Raw genomic sequence first — 16,013 nt, 5'->3', positions numbered from 1 at the left:
CCCGCTCGCCTGAAGTCGTGACCCGGCAGTTCCCGGGCCTCCGTCTGTCGAGACTAGGCGGTCTCATTGAGAAACGGCTGAGAACCCGCGCAGAACCACCCACACCACTTCCGCAGGGCGGCTACCGCCGAGCGTCGACGGGTACTGAGCTCTCCACGCGAACCTTCGGAGTACGGCGGGAGAGGGCGACCCCGAGCAGGCAGAGGACGCCACCACCGAGCGCGAGCAGAGCGGGCGTCTCACCCAGCAGCAACCAGGCGAGCAGTACGGCCACCACGGGCACGAGGTACGTCGTGGCGCCCATCCGGCCCGCGCTGGTCCGGGACAGGGCGAACGCCCACGTGGTGAAGCCGAGCGCGGTCGGGAACGCGCCTAGGTACACCACCCACCACAGCGTGGACGTCTTCGCGGTGGAGACCTCGTCCACCAGCGCCGGGGCGTACGGGAGGCAGGCGATCGCGCCGATCGTGCAGGCGATCCAGGTGACCTGTGCGGCGGGAAGCCTGCGCAGCAAGGGCTTCTGGGAGACCACGCCCACGGCGTACGAGATGGCGGCCACGACACAGAGCACCACGCCCCACGTCTCCGCGTGCCCGGTCGAGGTGGCTGTGCCGATCAGGAGGACCCCGCCGAACGCGACGACGCTGCCGAGTACGAGCTGCCGCGGGAACCCTTCGCCGAGGGTCAGGCCGGCCAGTAGCGCGATCAGCAGTGGGGCGATGTGGACCAGCATGGCCGCGGTCCCTGCGTCCAGGCGCCGCTCGGCCTCGTTGAGCGCGACGTTGTAGACGCCGAACCAGAGCAGCCCGCACGCGATCAGCGGTACCCAGTCGCGCAGAGTAGGGCGACGCCACTCCTTGGTGAGCAACAGCAGGCCGAGCAGCACACTGCCGACCAGCAGGCGTGCCAGCGACAGCGGTCCCGCGGACAGCTCGGTCCCCACGTGGCGGATGGCGACGAACGCGGACGCCCACAACAGCACGGTCACCCCGGCCGCCGCGACGGCCAGCCCTCTCTGATCTCTCACGGTCTCAACGGTAGGAAGTACGCTGGCGGAGAACCATGCCGAAACGGAGCCTTGGAGGCCGTGATGGTTGCCGAAACGAAGGCGTACCGGGCGCCGGTCTTCCCGGCCGATCTGCTCGACGAGCTGAACCGGCGGTTGCTCCGCGAGCTGACCGACGACCCGCGGGCCCGGACGACCGAGCTGGCCCGCCGGCTGGGCGTGTCCACGCCGACCGTGCGCGAGCGGGTCGCCCGGTTGGAGGAGGCCGGGGTGATTCGCGGGTACCGGCTGGACGTCGATCCCGCCGCGCTCGGTCTGCCCGTGGCCGCGTGGGTCCGGCTGCGGCCCGGTCCGGGTCAGGTCGGCCGGATCGCGGAGCTCGCCGAGCGGATCCCCGAGGTGGTCGAGTGCCACCGGATCTCGGGCGAGGACTGCTTCCTGCTCCGCGTCCAGGTCCCCGCGATCGACGCGCTGGAAGGGATCCTGGACCGGCTGAACGTGCACGGCTCCACGAACAGCTCGTTCGTCGTCTCCACCCCGGTCCCGCCGCGCGGCGTCCCGCTCGACTGACAGCGGACGCGCAGCACTCACAGTGAGGATGATGGGTGTGGTCCCCCGCGGTGGTCGTCCTGACTCAAGCACTCACTGACTTCGGGTCTTGAATTGGATATGTCGGTCGACCACTGCGGGGGTCACGTGCACTCACCGGACGAGGGGTCTGTGACCTCATAGGAGCCTGTGCCAGCAGGCACCCATCACTGTCTTGTCCGCTCGCCTCGGCTGGTGCGTGCCGCCCTCATCCCTAGCCAGTGGAAGGACGGCAGTACCCACCATGCCACGAGCAGAGGCCCGGTCCCAGGTCGAGATCACCGGTGGTGTCGACACCCACCGAGACACTCACACCGCGGCCGCGATCGATCAGACCGGCCGGATGCTCGGCCATGCCACGTTTCCCACCACCCGGGCCGGCTATGCCGCGCTGCTGGCCTGGCTGCGGTCGTTCGGGCGGCTGGTCCTGGCCGGAGTGGAGGGCACCGGCGCCTACGGGGCCGGTCTGACGACCTATCTGAGCGAGCAAGGCATCACGGTCGTCGAGATCGACCGGCCGAACCGTAAGACCCGCCGCCGGGCCGGGAAATCCGACCCGATCGATGCCGAAGCCGCCGCCCGCGCCGCCCTGGGCAAAGTCCGCACCGGCACCCCCAAAAACCGCGACAGCCAGGTCGAGGCGCTGCGGAACCTGCGGGTCGCCCGCACCAGCGCCGTCGACCAACGCGCCGGCTGCATGCGCCAGATCAAAGCCCTGATCGTGACCGCACCCCATGGTCTGCGCGACCAGCTACGAGGCCTCACCACCGCCCGCCTGATCCACACCTGCCGCAACCTGCGACCCGATACCACCCAGATCGGCGTCCCGGAACAAGCCGTCAAAACCGCGCTGCGTTCACTGGCACGCCGCTACGCCACCGCCCAACAAGAGATCGCCGAGCTCGACACCCTCATCACAGCCCTGATCGAAACGATCAACCCGGCCCTTCTCCAGCTCACCGGAGTCGGCCCCGACATCGCCGGGCAGCTCCTGGTCACCGCCGGCCCCAACCCCGAACGGATCCACTCCGAAGCCGCCTTCGCGATGCTCTGCGGCGCCGCCCCCATCCCCGCATCCTCAGGCCAAACACAACGCCACCGCCTCAACCGCGGCGGCGACCGCCAAGCCAACAAAGCCCTCTACCTCATCGTCATCAACCGACTCCGCTGGGACCCACGCACCCACACCTACCTCGCCAAACGCACCGCCGACGGCCTGTCCAAAAAAGACACCATCCGCTGCCTCAAACGACTCATCGCCCGCGAGATCTACTACACACTCCGCCAAACACAACCCACCACCAACAAGCAACCAGCCACTACTTGACCATCCATAGGAGCATCCAACCGCCGGCTCGGCGCCGCTCGTCGCGGAGGCCCTGTGGAGCTTCTGTGGGCGCCGGAGATTGGTGAGTGGTGGATGTCCGGGTAGTGGCCCAACCAGTCCTCAGGGTGGTCTACATCACTACGCTGGAGGGGACTTCAGTGACGTCTGGAAGGACCCTGACCCATGGCTGCCGACAAGTCTGTCCGCAGAGTTGCCCTTCTCACCGCGGGCGGGCTCGCGCCCTGCCTGTCGTCCGCCGTCGGCGGGCTGATCGAGCGCTACACCGAGGTGGCGCCCGACGTGGAGATCATCGGATACCTGAACGGCTACCACGGTCTGCTCAGCGGTCGGCACATCGAGGTGACGCCCGAGGTGCGGGCCAAGGCCGGCCTGCTGCACAAGTTCGGTGGCAGCCCGATCGGGAACAGCCGGGTGAAGCTGACCAATACCGCGGACCTGGTCAAGCGCGGCCTGATCGCCGACGGCCAGAACGCCCTCCAGGTCGCGGCTGAGCGACTGGTGGCCGACGGCGTCGACGTCCTGCACACCATCGGTGGTGACGACACCAACACCACCGCCGCCGACCTCGCGGCGTACCTGCACGAGCACGACTACGACCTGACCGTGGTCGGCCTGCCGAAGACGATCGACAACGACGTGGTGCCGATCCGGCAGAGCCTGGGCGCCTGGACCGCGGCCGAACAGGGCGCCATCTTCGCCCGGAACATCCTCGCCGAGCACACCTCGAACCCGCGCATGCTCGTCGTCCACGAGGTGATGGGCCGCAACTGCGGATGGTTGACCGCGGCAACGGCCCTGGCGTACCGGGAGTGGTTCGAGCAGCAGGACTGGAACCCGGGCATCGGCCTCACCGCCGGCGGCTGGGACGTGCACGCGGTGTACGTGCCGGAGGCCGCGATCGACCTGGACGCGGAGGCCGAGCGGCTCAAGGCGGTGATGGCGGAGAACGACTGCGTCAACATCTTCCTCTCCGAAGGCGCCGGCGTGCCCGCGATCGTGGCGGAGCTCGAAGCCCGCGGTGAGACGGTGGCGCGCGACCCCTTCGGCCACGTCAAGCTGGACACGATCAACCCGGGTGCCTGGTTCGCCAAGCAGTTCGCCGAGCGGATCGGCGCCGAGAAGACGATGGTCCAGAAGAGCGGGTACTTCAGCCGGTCCGCCGCGGCCAACGACCGCGACCTGGAACTCATCAAGCAGTGCACCGACTACGCCGTCGAAGCAGCCCTGCGCGGCGAGTCCGGCGTGGTGGGTCATGACGAGGAGCAGGGCGACAAGCTCCGCGCCATCGAGTTCCCGCGCATCGCCGGCGGCAAGGAATTCGACCCGACCACGGCCTGGTTCACCGACCTCAAGTCGAAGATCGGCCAGCCGTAACAGCTTCAGAGAAAGTCTTGAGTGACCGGGCGCCCCTGACGGCGTCCGGTCGACCTCACGTCCTGCCCCGCTGAGCACGCGAGCAAGCTCGCAGCTGTGGTGAGGGTCGGTGTGTATGCCAGAGCGGCACGTGGTGCGTGATCGCCGCCGGTGGTGGGCCCGTGCCGAGGTGTTTCGTCGATGGCGCGTAGTTTGACGTCTGACGCGTTGCAACCCTGCCAGCGGTCAAAGAACGCGGCCTCTGGCCGGTCGCCAAGTCACGGGTGCTCGGCCACTGGCGCCTAGTTTCACCCACCGACGCGTTACAACCCGCCGTGGGTGAACAACCCGCTATCCGCTGGGCTGCTACAAGTCGAGTGAGCAGCTTGCGGGAGTGCTGAGCGAGCGGCGGCCTGATAGTTGATCGCAGCCCCGACCTCCAGCCGCGAGCTCGCTCGCGCACCCAGCCAGGCAACCCGCGGCACCCGACCAACCCCCAGCACCATCCGCCGTACTGACCCCGGGCCTGGCAGCCTGTTCTACACCTGCGAGCTCGCGTGCTCAGCCCGGCAGTTGCGGCACGCGACCAACACCAGCACCACGCGCCCGTAGTTTCCCGCGCCTGGCAAGCTGCCTTCACTCCAGCTGCGAGCTCGCTCGCCTGCCTAGCCTTTGGGTTGCTTGAGGTGGGCAACTGGTTTGGGGCGCACTCATCTTTCAGTGGTGCTTGAGGGTTTCTACCCAGGTGTCGGCGGCCTTCTCGATCTGGTCGAGGACTTCTTCGAAGCCTGCGTCTTCGCCGTAGTAGGGGTCGGGAACTTCTTGGTCGGCGTAGAGGTGGAGGGGTGCTTGCGGGCCGGCTTTGCGGCGGAGGGTGGTGAGGTGGGTTTCGTCCATCGCCAGGATCAGGTCGCGGTCGGGGAGCCAGGAGGTGCGGAACTCCTGGGCGCGGTGGGCTGATCCGTCGTAGCCGCGGTTGCGGAGTACCGCCGCGGCTCTCGGGTCCATCGGGTCGCCCGCGTGCCAGCCGCCGGTGCCCGAGCTGGTGACGATGACGTCGTCGACGCCGGCTTCGGCCAGTTTGGCGCGGAGGACGACTTCGCCGATCGGGGAGCGGCAGATGTTGCCGGTGCAGACGACCTCGACGTGGCGGACGGGGCCGGGCATGTCAGCGGATCTCCGCTTTGTCCGGGAGCAGGGTGTTCAGCAGGATGCTGACCAGGGTGATCACCAGGGAGCCGAGCAGCGCCGAGCCGAAGCCCGCGACGTGGAACTGGACGTCGAGCTGTCCGGTGATCCACGAGGTGAGCAGCAGCATCAGGGCGTTGATCACGAAGATCAGCAGGCCCAGCGTGAGGATGATGAACGGCAGCGAGATCAGCTTGGTGATCGGCTTCACCACCGCGTTCACGACGCCGAAGATCGCGGCGACGATCAGCAGGGTCAGGATCCGCCGGCCGGTGGTCGCGCCCTCGAGCGTGATCCCGCCGACGACCCAGGTCGCGACCGCCAACGCCACCGCGTTCGCCAGCAACTTGATGATCAAGTTCTTCATGCCCTCGATCCTGCCACCCCGGGGTTCATCGCCCCGCCGCACCCGGCCCTGACGCGACCCTGACTCTTGACAGGCTAATGACCAAGTGATCAGATCATTTTCCTACAGGTCACCCGCTGCCGAAGAGGATCATGGTGAGAGACAACAAGTCACGACGCCGCTGGGCCGCCGTCACCCTGAGTGTCACGGCGCTGACCGCCGTCACCGGTCTGTCGACGGCGACCGCTGCCACGTTCCCGCGCCCGACCACCGAGGCGGCGGGCCGGGTGCACCCCTTCGCCGCCCCCGCCGCCGGGCAGGACTGCGCGACCGTCCGCACCTCCTGGAAGGCGAGCGCCCAGCCGAACGCCGCCCCCGAGAGCCTCTTCAACGCGTACAGCGACACCGGCAAGGGCTGGACCGGCGCCGACAGCACGTACTCGGTACCGCTGCGGGGTGGCCGGACGGCGTGGATCTTCTCCGACACGTTCCTCGGCCCGGTCAACCCCGACGGCTCCCGCCCGACCACGACGCCGTTCATCAACAACTCGTTCATGGTCCAGCGCGGCAACACCCTGGAGACCGTCACCGGCGGGACCGCAGACAAGCCGACCGGGCTCGTACCGCCGCCCGACAACGGCTGGTACTGGTTCGGCGCGGCCGGGACGAGCAAGGCGGGCCGCAATCTCGACGTGGTCGCGCTGCGGTTCGAGCGGACCGGGACGGGCCAGTGGGACTGGCGCTGGGCGAGCAACTCGCTGGCCAGGTTCGACAGCAAGACCCTCAAGCTGCAGAAGCTCATCCCGTTGCCGTCGTCGGCCAACATCCAGTGGTCCGCCTGGTTGCTCCGCGAGGGCGCGTACACCTACGTCTACGGCGTCGAGGACCTCGGCTCGTCGAAGTACCAGCATGTCGCGCGGGTCCGTGGTGACGACCTGACCGCGGCTCCCTGGCAGTACTGGACCGGGTCCGGCTGGTCCGCGGACGAGAAGGCGTCGACGCGGATCCTCGAGGGGGTCGCCAACGAGCACAGCGTGACCCGGTGGGGTGACGGGTACCTCCTGGTCACGCACGACACCACCGAGCTGTTCAGCGACAAGGTCGTCGGGTACTTCTCCTGCTCGCCGACCGGCCCGTTCGTGAACCAGGTCGAGCTCTACAAGACCCCCGAGACGGGTGCGTCCGGCAGCTACGGCGACGCGGACATCATCACGTACAACTCGCACGAGCACCCGCAATTGCGCCGGGGGACGACCTTGCTGGTGAGCTACAACGTGAACAGCCTGGACTCGAACAACGACCTGTACGCCGACGTGAGCATCTACCGGCCGCGGTTCGTCGGCGTCACCCTGGTCCCGGACGGACCGCGGTGAGTACGCCCGGCGTCGCCCGGCGCAGTCTGCTCGACGATCTGGCCACGTCGATGCTGTCCCTGATCGCGGACCGGAAGCTGGTCTCCGGTGACCAGTTCGAGTCGGTCCGGTCGCTGGCCGATCGGTTCAAGGTGGCGGTGCCGACGGTCCGGGAGGCGTTGCGCCGGTTGGAGGCCACCGGTGCCGTGGAGCTGCGGCACGGGTCCGGGGTGTACGTGGGTCCGCACATCGGCCGGCTCGTGCTGGCCAATCCGCTGGCCCCGACCCCGTCGGCCGATCGGCTGGTCGAGCTGCTCCAGGCCCGCGCCCTGATCGAGCCGCCGGTGGCCGCGCTGGCCGCCCGGGTCCGTGACGACGCGGCGCTGACGCGGATGGCGGGCGACCTGGCCGCGGCCGAGGAGCTGATCGCCGGCGGCGACCACGCCCGGCTGGCCGAGGTGAACATGGACTTCCACCGCAACCTCGCGCAGGCGTCCGGCAACGCGACGCTGGCCGAGGTGGTCGAGTCGGTCACCGTCGTCAACGTGCGCGAACAGCTGGAGATCCTGCACATCCACGGTGAGGCGCAGACCGACCTGGACGAGCACCGGGCCATCCACGCGGCCGTCGCGGCCGGCGACGCGGAGCTGGCCGAACGGCTCACCCGAGAACATCTGGACGGCGTGCTCGCCGTCATCAACGACCGCGTACGGCACCCCTGAGCTGAGAGGTACACCCATGGCACGCATCGCCAACCGAACGACCGCCCTCACCGCCCTCGCGGTGGCCGGGGCGCTCGCGCTGTCCGCCTGCGGCGGCGGCGGCGGATCCCCGGCGGCGAAGGGCGAGGACAAGCCCGTCGACTCGCTGAAGTTCTACAACGACAAGGGCGGCTGGAAGGAAGCCTTCGTCCAGGTGGGCGCGGCGAGCAAGAAGGACATCGGGGTCGGGATGGAGCCGGTCGGCTACTCCGACTCCAACGCCTACACCGCGTTCGTCCGGTCGTCGTTCCGGACCAAGGAGAAGGCGGACCTGTTCAGCTGGCACACCGGCAAGGAGCTGGAGGACCTGGTCGACCAGAAGCTGGTCGCCGAGACCACCGACCAGTGGACCAAGGCCGTTGCGGATGGCAACATCCCGGAGCAGCTCAAGCAGTACTTCACCTTCGACGGCAAGCAGTACTGCGTGCCGCTGAACGCCGGCTACTGGGTGATGTACTACAACAAGGCCGTCTTCAAGAAGGCCGGGATCACCGCCACGCCGAAGACCTGGACCGAGCTGCTCGCGGTCGCCGACAAGGTGAAGGCGGCCGGGGTGAAGCCGTTCTACCAGACCAACATTCTGTTCAGCTTCGTCTGGTTCGAGACGCTGCTGGCCGGCAAGGACCCGGACCTGTACGACGCGCTCGCGGCCGGCAAGGCGAAGTACACCGACCCGGGCGTGGTCGAGGTGATGAACGACTGGAAGAAGATGCTCGACGCCGGCCTGTTCAGCGACCCGGGCTCGAAGACCGAGCCGCAGGCCCAGCTGAAGAGCGGCGACGTGGCGATGATCAACTTCGGCACCTGGTTCAGCGGCAATCTGAACACGCTGAAGATGAAGGCCGGCACCGACTACGACTTCTTCGTGATCCCGAACGTGAACCCGGCGCTGCCGAAGACCTCGATGATCTTCGAGACCGGCCCGGTCTGCTCCGCCGCGCAGAGCGACCACGCCTCGACGGTGACGAAGTGGACGGACTGGTGGGTCACCCCGCAGGCGCAGACCGCGTGGGCGAACTCGCGCGGCGACCTGTCCTTCAACCCGAAGGCCGAGGTGAAGGACCCGGGCCTGGCCACGCTGAACAAGGACGTCGGCGGCGACGGGTACCGGCTGATCAACCGCTGGTTCGAGGCGACGCCGGTGCCGGTCGCGACCAAGGCGCTGGAGGTGTTCGGCGCGTTCGTCACCAAGCCGGGTGACCCGATGCCGGGCCTGCAGAAGATCCAGGACGAGGCGGACAAGTACTGGGCCAAGCAGAAGTGACTTCTACCGTCCAGAGTCCGGTCCGACGGACCAGCAAGCCGCAGTGGCCGGTCCGGAACGCGCAGGGCGCGCGGACCGGATCCCGGGTCGCGCCGCTGTTCGGTCTGCCGGCCACCGGGATCGTCGCGCTGCTGCTGTACCTGCCGTTCCTGTGGACCACCTACATCAGCTTCACCGAGTACAACGGACTCGGTTCGCCGATCTGGGTGGGGCTGACCAACTACAAGGCGATGTTCAGTGACCCGGACCTGGTGGGGGCGCTGACCAACACGCTGCTGTGGGTCGTCGGCATGGTGACACTGCCGGTCGTGCTCGGCCTGCTGGTCGCGGTGCTCACGTACGGGCACCGCTGGGGTACGTGGCTGCGGCTGCCGTTCCTGCTGCCGTACGCGATTTCCGGGGTCGCGGTGGGCGTGATCTGGGGGTTCGTGCTGCAGCCGGACGGCGCGCTCGGGCAGGCGCTCGGGTTCTTCGGCCTGCCCGGCGCGAGTACCGGCTGGTTGCAGGCCGGGCCGGGTAACACGCTGATGATGATCGTCGCGGTGACCTGGCAGGCGGCCGGCGTGAACGCGCTGCTGTTCGTGGTCGGCCTGCAGTCCATCCCGGCCGAACCGCTGGAGGCGGCCCGGCTGGACGGTGCCGAGGGGTTCCGGTTGTTCCGGTACCACCTGTGGCCGCAGCTCCGGCCGATCACGACCGTGGTGATCGGGCTGTCGATCGTCGGCAGCCTGAAGACCTTCGACGTGGTCTGGGTGATGACCCAGGGCGGCCCCGGGACGTCGTCCGAGACGCTCGCACTGTCGATGTACAAGGAGACCTTCGTGCTGAACGACTACGGCCAGGGCGCGGCGATCGCGTTGTTCCTCAGCCTGGTCACGTTCGCCGCGTCGGTGCTCTACCTGCGCTACCAGCTCGCGGACGGGGACACCCGATGAAGAACACCTCCTCCGGACCGATCCGGACGGCTGTCCTCGTCGTCCTCGGACTGATCTGGCTCGCCCCGGTCTACCTGCTGATCGTGAACGCGGCCAAGCCTGTCGACGGGTACGACGCGGGCACCGTCTGGAAGCCGGAAGGGTTCGCGCTGCTGGCGAACTTCGCCGACGCCTGGGACAAGGCCGCGCTCGGTGGGACCCTGCTGGCCACCACCCTGTACTCCGTGGTCGCGCCGGTGCTCGCCGTCCTGATCGGGGCGGCGGCCGGGTACGCGATCGTGGTGCTGCGGTTGCGCCGTGGGTTCCTGTGGTTCGTGTTCATCTTCGGCGGCACGATCTTTCCCATGCAGATGGTGCTGATGCCGCTGTTCTCCGGCTACGCCAGCTCCGGCCTGTACGACACCAAGCTCGGCATGGTGATCGTGTACACGGCGATCAGCGTGCCCTTCTCGGCGTTCGTGATGCGGAACTTCTTCACCGGCATCGCCCGCAGTGTGTTCGAGGCGGCGATCGTCGACGGCGGCGGGTTGTTCCGGATCTTCCGCAGCATCTACCTGCCGATGGCCGGCAGCGCGCTGGCCGCGATCTTCATCCTGCAGGCGACGTTCGTATGGAACGACCTGCTGCTCGGCCTGACGCTGAGCCAGTCCGACTCGGTCCGGCCGATCATGCCGGCACTGACCGGACTGCAGAGCACGTACGGCGGCGCCGCGCTGCCGACCGTCCTGGCGGGCGGCCTACTGGTGTCGCTGCCGACCGTCGTGCTCTTCCTCGCCGCCCAACGCTTCTTCTCCCGGGGCCTCGCCCTCGGGCAGTTCTGGTCTCGGAGGATCTCTATGGCACAGCAACCGCACGCCACCCCTGGTGGCGGCGTGGTGGAGGACGGACCCGGCGCAGTGGTGGTGACCGGCGGCGCCGCCGGGATCGGCCGGGGCGCGGTCGAGCGCTTCGTCCGGGCCGGCGCCCGGGTGTTCGTCCTGGACCGGGACGCCGACGCCCTGGCCGCCCTGACCGCCGAGCTCGGCGACCAGGTCACCGGCCTGCGCGTCGACGTCGGTGACCGGGAGGCTCTCGCGGTAGTGGCCGGCCAGGTCTCGGAGGCGCTCGCGGGTGGCGGTCTGTCCGCGCTGGTCTGCGCGGCCGGCGTCCAGCGGTACGGCACCGTCGTCGACACCCGGTACTCGGTCTACGACGAGGTGATGGCCGTCAACGTCGGTGGCGTGTTCTTCGCCTGCCAGGCGTTCGTACCGTTGCTCCCCCGCGGCGGCAGCGTCGTCGTGGTCTCGTCGGTCCAGGCGTACGCCGCGCAACACGGGGTCGCGGCGTACTCGATGGGCAAGGGCGCGTTGCTGTCGCTGGTCCGGGCGATGGCCGTGGATCACGCGGCGGACGGGATCCGGGTCAACGCGGTCTGCCCGGGGTCGGTGGACACGCCGATGCTGCGGACCTCGGCGGCCGAGTTCGCCGGCGACCGGTCGACCGACGAGGTGGTCGCCGAATGGGGCCGCTCGCATCCGCTCGGCCGGGTGGCGACTCCGGCGGAAGTTGCCGACGTCATCCATTTCCTCACTTCGCCCGCGGCCGCGTTCGTGACCGGGGCGGACCTCAAGGTCGACGGCGGACTGACCGCCGGCCTGGCCGTGCTGCTGCCGGAGGACGAGCGGTGACCGGGATGAAGATCGTCGACGTCCGGGCGACCACCGTGACGATGCCGCTCGAAGCACCGCTGCGGCACAGCAACGGCGCGCACTGGGGCCGGTTCGTCCGTACCGTCGTCGAGGTCGAGGCCGACAACGGCCTGATCGGACTGGGCGAGATGGGCGGGGGCGGGCAGAGCGCCGAGGACGCCGTCGCCGGGCTCAAGCAGTACCTGGTCGGGCACGACCCGGCCCGGACCGAGGCGCTGCGGTGGATGCTGGCGAACCCGACCGCGAGTCTCTACAACAACCGCACCCAACTGCTCGCCGCGATCGAGTTCGCCTGCCTGGACCTGCAGGGCCGCGCCCTCGGGATCCCCGTGCACGAGTTGCTCGGTGGCAAGGTGCGGGAGCGGGTACCGTTCGCGAGCTACCTGTTCTTCCGGCACCCGGCCGACGACGGAACCGGCGAGATCCGGACGCCGGAACAGCTGGTCGAGCACGCTCGCGCCTTGGTCGACGAGCACGGGTTCGGCGTGCACAAGCTCAAGGGCGGCGTCTTCCCGCCCGACTACGAGCGGGAGTGTTTCCGCGCGCTGGCCGAGGCGTTCCCCGGGCATCGCGTCCGGTTCGACCCGAACGGCGCCTTCTCGGTCGAGGAGGCGATCCGGTTCGCCCGCGGGATCGAGGACCTCGACAACGACTACCTGGAGGACCCGGCCTGGGGTCTGAACGGGATGCGCCGGGTCCGCGAGAAGACCTCGATCCCGCTGGCCACCAACACCGTGGTGGTGAACTTCGAACAGCTGGCCGCGAACGTCCGCGATCCCGCGGTCGACGTGATCCTGCTCGACACCACCTTCTGGGGCGGGATCCGGCCGTGTATCAAGGCCGCCGGGGTGTGCGAGACGTTCCAGCTCGGCGTGGCCGTGCACTCGTCCGGTGAGCTCGGTATCCAGCTCGCCACCATGCTGCACCTCGGCGCCGTGGTGCCGAACCTGTCCTTCGCGGCCGACGCGCACTACCACCATCTCCGCGACGACATCGTTGCCGGGGGCAAGCTCCGGTACGAGGACGGCGCGATCGCGGTCCCGGACGGGCCCGGCCTCGGGGTCGAGCTGGACCGGGACAAGCTGGCCGAGTACGCCGAGCTGTTCCGCGAGCTCGGTCCCTACCCGTACGACCGCGACCCGGCCCGGCCCGGGTGGTACCCGCTGCTCCCGAACACCGACTGGGCCGATCCCTCCGCCGAAGGAATCCGATGACCATCCCGCGCAGTGCCGACCTGGCCAGTGACGTCCTCACCCACTCCTACGACGACATGTTCAACCCGCCGGGACTGACCAACTTCCTCGGCACCGCGCAGGTCGACCTCGACGTGTTCGCGATCCGGAGTGTGAACTTCCCGCCGTACTCGCACGGCGACACGATCACCGGCCAGCTGTACCTCGACGGCCGGCTAGCCCGCTCGTACGGTGGCGAGGTCGAGGTCGTCTGGCGGCCGGATCACGTGGTCCGGTCGACCACGATCGACGGGCTGTCGTTGCGTAGTACAACGGCCTGCGCTCCGGGCCGGCCCGCGGTCGTAATCCAGCTCGACCTGGAAGGGCTGCCGGGCCGCGAGGTACGGATCGGGTTCGCGCTGGCCAGTACGGCGACCCGCTCGCCGAGTGGCTGGTTGCGTCCGGAGCCGCCGTCCGAACCGAACACGCTCACCGCGTCCGACGGGCGGGTGGCGTTGCTGGGGACCGGTGAATCGGGGTCCGCGGTGAGCCTGCAGGGATTCGCCGGGCAGGGTGAGATCCGCGGGCAGTCGATGGTGGAGACGACGGTCACGCTGGACGAGGCGGGACGCGGGCGACTCGAGTACGTCCATGTCCTCGCCGAGACGGTGGAGGAGTGCGGCGAGCACTACGACGCCTGCGCGACCGACGTACCGGCTGTGCTGACCGCAGCGGAGCAGCACTGGGACAAGGCGTTGGCGGATGCGTTCGACCCGGCCGGGGACGGGTTCAGTGGGGCGCTGCCGATCCTGGAGACGTCGAGCGACGTACTGCGCAAGCTGTACTGGTGGGGCGTCCTCGGGGTGATCTGGTTCCGCCGGGACAACCCGGCCAGCGTGATCGGGCGGACGTACGACACGTTGATGCCGCGGTACTGGCAGACGACGACGTTCATCTGGGACTACAGCCTCTCCTCGCTGACGCACGCGCTGCTGGACCCGGTCCCGATGCGCAAGCACATCGAGCACTGGATCGACCTCGACACGCACGCGCACTTCGGGACCGAGTGGCTCACCGGTGGACCGGTCGGCTACTGGTACTCGGTCAACGACTTCGCGATGACGCGACTGGTGCGGGACTACGTCCGGTTCAGCGGGGACGGCGAGTTCCTGGCGACGCCGGTCGGGCAGGACGCCGTCCGCAAGCCGGTCGGTGAGCACCTGCACGACTGGGCGACCGCGTGGCGGGGGCTGCGCAAGGACCACGCGCTCGCCGACTACGGCGGCATCGACAACCTGATGGAGTGCGTCAGCAGCTACATCCACGAGGTCGCCAGCTTCAACGCGGCGAACGTCTGGTGCCTGCGCGTCGCCGCCGAGCTGGCCGACCGGGACGGGGACACCGACCGTGCGGAGCTGCTGCGCAAGGAGGCCACCGAGCAGGCAGGGCACGTCAACGAGCTGTACATCGAGGGCGCCGGCTTCTGGCACGCGCGGCAGCCCGACGGCACGCTGCTCCCGGTCCGACACTGCTACGACTTCAACCTGGTCGGCACGACGATGGCGGACGACCTGTCGGAGACACAACGCGCCGAAATGGTCGAGTTCTTCCAGCGCGAACTGCAGACACCGACCTGGATGCGCGCACTCTCCCCGTACGACGCGGACGCCGCCTTCAGCCTGCGGCCCGATCACCAGTGGAACGGCGCGTACCCGGCCTGGCCGGCGGACGCGGGGCGCGCTCTGTTCGCGCTCGGCCGGGGTGACGTCGCGCTGGACTGGCTGCCGGGGCTGGCGAAGACCGCGAACCAGGGCCCGTGTGGTCAAGCGCACTTCGTCGAGGAAGCGGTACCGGCGATGGCGGGCGGGGCCCGGAAGTCGCCGCCACAGTTCCCGTACCTGATCGACTGGTCCTGCTCGTCGTCCGGCTCGTGGGTGAGCCTGATCCTGGAAGGCGTGTTCGGCCTGGAGATCGGGCTCGACGGCAGCGTCAGCGCGAACCCGCAACTGGCGACCCTCGATCCCGACGCCCGGCTCCGCGGTCTCCGGGTCGGCGGCACCACGTACGACGTCACGGCGGCCGGCGCGATCGAGGTCGGTGTGACCGCGGCCGGCTGACCAGCGCGGCTGATCGGTTCGGCCTGGTCCCTGGGTGACCGGGGATCAGGCCGGCGGCGTCGTGATGGCTTCGAGCAAGGACTCCTGGGCGCCGGCCAGGTGCCGGTCCAGCTCGGCCACGGCCTCGTCCAGGTCGCCCTTCTCGAGCAGCCGGATCAGCTTGCGGTGCGACGCGACCTGGAGCTTGGCGTCCTGGCGGAGCTGGTCGACCCGGGCCAGCGCCAGCCGGGCCTCGGCGGTGATCGAGTCCTGGGTCGCGATCAGCCGGGCGCTGCCGGTCAGCGCGACCAGGCTGCGGTGGATCGCCAGGTGCGTCTCGGTCATCGCCTCCGGGTCGGCGCCCTCCTTGGCGGTCGCGGCGAACTCCCGCATCGCCTGCCGGACCCGCTCCCGGGCCACCTCGTCGGCGTCGTACCAGGCCCGGATCCCGGCCGACTCCAGCACGAACCGGGCCCGGCAGATGTCGGCGACCGCGGACGGGTGCAGGATCGCGACGCTGACCCCCTTGTTCGGCTCCCGGATCGCGAGCCCCTCGGTGACCAGCATCGTCATCGCCTCGCGCACGGTGCTCCGGGCCACCCCGAGCGCCTCGGCCAGCGGCTGCTCACGCAACGGCGTCCCGGGCTCCAGGTCCCCGGCGAAGAGGGCGTCGCGGAGGGCGTCGACCACCCGGTCCACCGTGGTCGAGCGGTCCACCCGCAGCCGTTCGTACATGGTGGTGATTCTCGTCCAGCCGGACCCCGTTGTCGCGTGCGGCACCCGGAGTTCGCCCGGTCGGCGGCCAACCTGTGGATAACTTTCGACCTGGTGAGCCGGTTTTCGGGCAATCTGTTCCCAGCAGGTCGACGGCCGCCCGTCTCCCTGACCCGCCCGGGGAGAGCCGCCGACAGCAGGA

The 16,013-nt window shown here is 69.2% G+C and carries 14 protein-coding genes; 10 read left to right on the top strand and 4 right to left on the bottom strand.

Translation table 11 applies throughout. From position 1 onward, the window contains the following. Nucleotides 1–121: 121 nt before the first annotated feature. Nucleotides 122–1,027 carry a DMT family transporter gene (locus FB561_RS07235; RefSeq protein ID WP_145804305.1) on the bottom strand — a complete coding sequence of 302 codons (906 nt, stop codon included), beginning with the start codon at nt 1,025–1,027 and terminating at the stop codon, nt 122–124. Nucleotides 1,028–1,090: 63 nt separating this feature from the next. Here FB561_RS07235 and FB561_RS07230 point away from each other — a divergent pair, with 63 nt between their 5' ends. The 3 genes from FB561_RS07230 to FB561_RS07220 all read left to right on the top strand — a co-directional run bounded on the left by FB561_RS07230 (nt 1,091) and on the right by FB561_RS07220 (nt 4,316). Next, nucleotides 1,091–1,576 carry an Lrp/AsnC family transcriptional regulator gene (locus tag FB561_RS07230; RefSeq protein WP_145804303.1) on the top strand — a complete coding sequence of 162 codons (486 nt, stop codon included), beginning with the start codon at nt 1,091–1,093 and terminating at the stop codon, nt 1,574–1,576. A gap of 262 nt (nt 1,577–1,838) precedes the next feature. Further along, nucleotides 1,839–2,921, top strand: a complete 1,083-nt coding sequence (locus tag FB561_RS07225) for an IS110 family RNA-guided transposase (protein WP_145812809.1) — start codon at nt 1,839–1,841, stop codon at nt 2,919–2,921. Between the two features lie 183 nt (nt 2,922–3,104). Then, nucleotides 3,105–4,316, top strand: a complete 1,212-nt coding sequence (locus tag FB561_RS07220) for a pyrophosphate--fructose-6-phosphate 1-phosphotransferase (RefSeq protein WP_145804301.1) — start codon at nt 3,105–3,107, stop codon at nt 4,314–4,316. Between the two features lie 696 nt (nt 4,317–5,012). Here FB561_RS07220 and FB561_RS07215 read toward each other — a convergent pair. Then, the gene (locus FB561_RS07215; protein WP_145804299.1) at nt 5,013–5,462 is read right to left on the bottom strand and encodes a low molecular weight protein-tyrosine-phosphatase; all 450 of its coding nucleotides are present in this window, start codon (nt 5,460–5,462) and stop codon (nt 5,013–5,015) included. 1 nt (nt 5,463) lies between these two features. Continuing rightward, nucleotides 5,464–5,850 (bottom strand): phage holin family protein, encoded by a 387-nt coding sequence (locus tag FB561_RS07210; RefSeq protein WP_145804297.1) that lies wholly within the window; start codon nt 5,848–5,850, stop codon nt 5,464–5,466. A gap of 131 nt (nt 5,851–5,981) precedes the next feature. Between FB561_RS07210 and FB561_RS07205 the strand changes: the two genes are divergently transcribed. Genes FB561_RS07205 through FB561_RS07170 form a run of 7 tightly spaced genes read left to right on the top strand, consistent with a single transcriptional unit; the run spans nt 5,982 to nt 15,118 of the window. Next, nucleotides 5,982–7,202 carry a DUF4185 domain-containing protein gene (locus FB561_RS07205; RefSeq protein ID WP_145804295.1) on the top strand — a complete coding sequence of 407 codons (1,221 nt, stop codon included), beginning with the start codon at nt 5,982–5,984 and terminating at the stop codon, nt 7,200–7,202. After that, nucleotides 7,199–7,903 carry a FadR/GntR family transcriptional regulator gene (locus FB561_RS07200; protein ID WP_238334690.1) on the top strand — a complete coding sequence of 235 codons (705 nt, stop codon included), beginning with the start codon at nt 7,199–7,201 and terminating at the stop codon, nt 7,901–7,903. The genes FB561_RS07205 and FB561_RS07200 overlap by 4 nt, the downstream gene beginning before the upstream one ends. Before the next feature lie 16 nt (nt 7,904–7,919). After that, nucleotides 7,920–9,206, top strand: coding sequence for an ABC transporter substrate-binding protein (locus FB561_RS07195; RefSeq protein WP_145804292.1), 1,287 nt, complete (start codon nt 7,920–7,922; stop codon nt 9,204–9,206). Then, nucleotides 9,203–10,141: a carbohydrate ABC transporter permease gene (locus tag FB561_RS07190; protein ID WP_238334689.1), complete on the top strand. Its 939-nt coding sequence runs from the start codon at nt 9,203–9,205 to the stop codon at nt 10,139–10,141. The genes FB561_RS07195 and FB561_RS07190 overlap by 4 nt, the downstream gene beginning before the upstream one ends. Beyond that, entirely contained in the window at nt 10,138–11,808 is a 1,671-nt protein-coding gene (locus FB561_RS38510) for an SDR family oxidoreductase (protein ID WP_238334688.1), read from the top strand. The genes FB561_RS07190 and FB561_RS38510 overlap by 4 nt, the downstream gene beginning before the upstream one ends. A gap of 5 nt (nt 11,809–11,813) precedes the next feature. Further along, nucleotides 11,814–13,043 (top strand): enolase C-terminal domain-like protein, encoded by a 1,230-nt coding sequence (locus FB561_RS07175; protein ID WP_145812836.1) that lies wholly within the window; start codon nt 11,814–11,816, stop codon nt 13,041–13,043. Then, nucleotides 13,040–15,118: a glucosidase family protein gene (locus tag FB561_RS07170; protein ID WP_145804290.1), complete on the top strand. Its 2,079-nt coding sequence runs from the start codon at nt 13,040–13,042 to the stop codon at nt 15,116–15,118. Before FB561_RS07175 ends, FB561_RS07170 begins: the two co-directional genes overlap by 4 nt. Nucleotides 15,119–15,163: 45 nt before the next feature. On the opposite strand, the gene FB561_RS07165 is transcribed toward FB561_RS07170, so the two are convergent. After that, the gene (locus tag FB561_RS07165) at nt 15,164–15,832 is read right to left on the bottom strand and encodes a GntR family transcriptional regulator (protein WP_145804289.1); all 669 of its coding nucleotides are present in this window, start codon (nt 15,830–15,832) and stop codon (nt 15,164–15,166) included. Nucleotides 15,833–16,013 lie beyond the last annotated feature (181 nt).

The sequence above is a fragment of the Kribbella amoyensis genome (assembly GCF_007828865.1).
Lineage (GTDB): Bacteria > Actinomycetota > Actinomycetes > Propionibacteriales > Kribbellaceae > Kribbella > Kribbella amoyensis.
This window is presented reverse-complemented; position numbering and strand designations above follow the sequence as displayed.

Bases quoted from the DNA above. Each gene is read 5' to 3' on its own strand.
- FB561_RS07230 (WP_145804303.1), top strand. From the start codon at position 1,091: ATGGTTGCCGAAACGAAGGCGTACCGGGCGCCGGTCTTCCCGGCCGAT.
- FB561_RS07225 (WP_145812809.1), top strand. From the start codon at position 1,839: ATGCCACGAGCAGAGGCCCGGTCCCAGGTCGAGATCACCGGTGGTGTC.
- FB561_RS07220 (WP_145804301.1), top strand. From the start codon at position 3,105: ATGGCTGCCGACAAGTCTGTCCGCAGAGTTGCCCTTCTCACCGCGGGC.
- FB561_RS07215 (WP_145804299.1), bottom strand. From the start codon at position 5,462: ATGCCCGGCCCCGTCCGCCACGTCGAGGTCGTCTGCACCGGCAACATC.
- FB561_RS07210 (WP_145804297.1), bottom strand. From the start codon at position 5,850: ATGAAGAACTTGATCATCAAGTTGCTGGCGAACGCGGTGGCGTTGGCG.
- FB561_RS07205 (WP_145804295.1), top strand. From the start codon at position 5,982: ATGGTGAGAGACAACAAGTCACGACGCCGCTGGGCCGCCGTCACCCTG.
- FB561_RS07195 (WP_145804292.1), top strand. From the start codon at position 7,920: ATGGCACGCATCGCCAACCGAACGACCGCCCTCACCGCCCTCGCGGTG.
- FB561_RS38510 (WP_238334688.1), top strand. From the start codon at position 10,138: ATGAAGAACACCTCCTCCGGACCGATCCGGACGGCTGTCCTCGTCGTC.
- FB561_RS07175 (WP_145812836.1), top strand. From the start codon at position 11,814: ATGAAGATCGTCGACGTCCGGGCGACCACCGTGACGATGCCGCTCGAA.
- FB561_RS07170 (WP_145804290.1), top strand. From the start codon at position 13,040: ATGACCATCCCGCGCAGTGCCGACCTGGCCAGTGACGTCCTCACCCAC.
- FB561_RS07165 (WP_145804289.1), bottom strand. From the start codon at position 15,832: ATGTACGAACGGCTGCGGGTGGACCGCTCGACCACGGTGGACCGGGTG.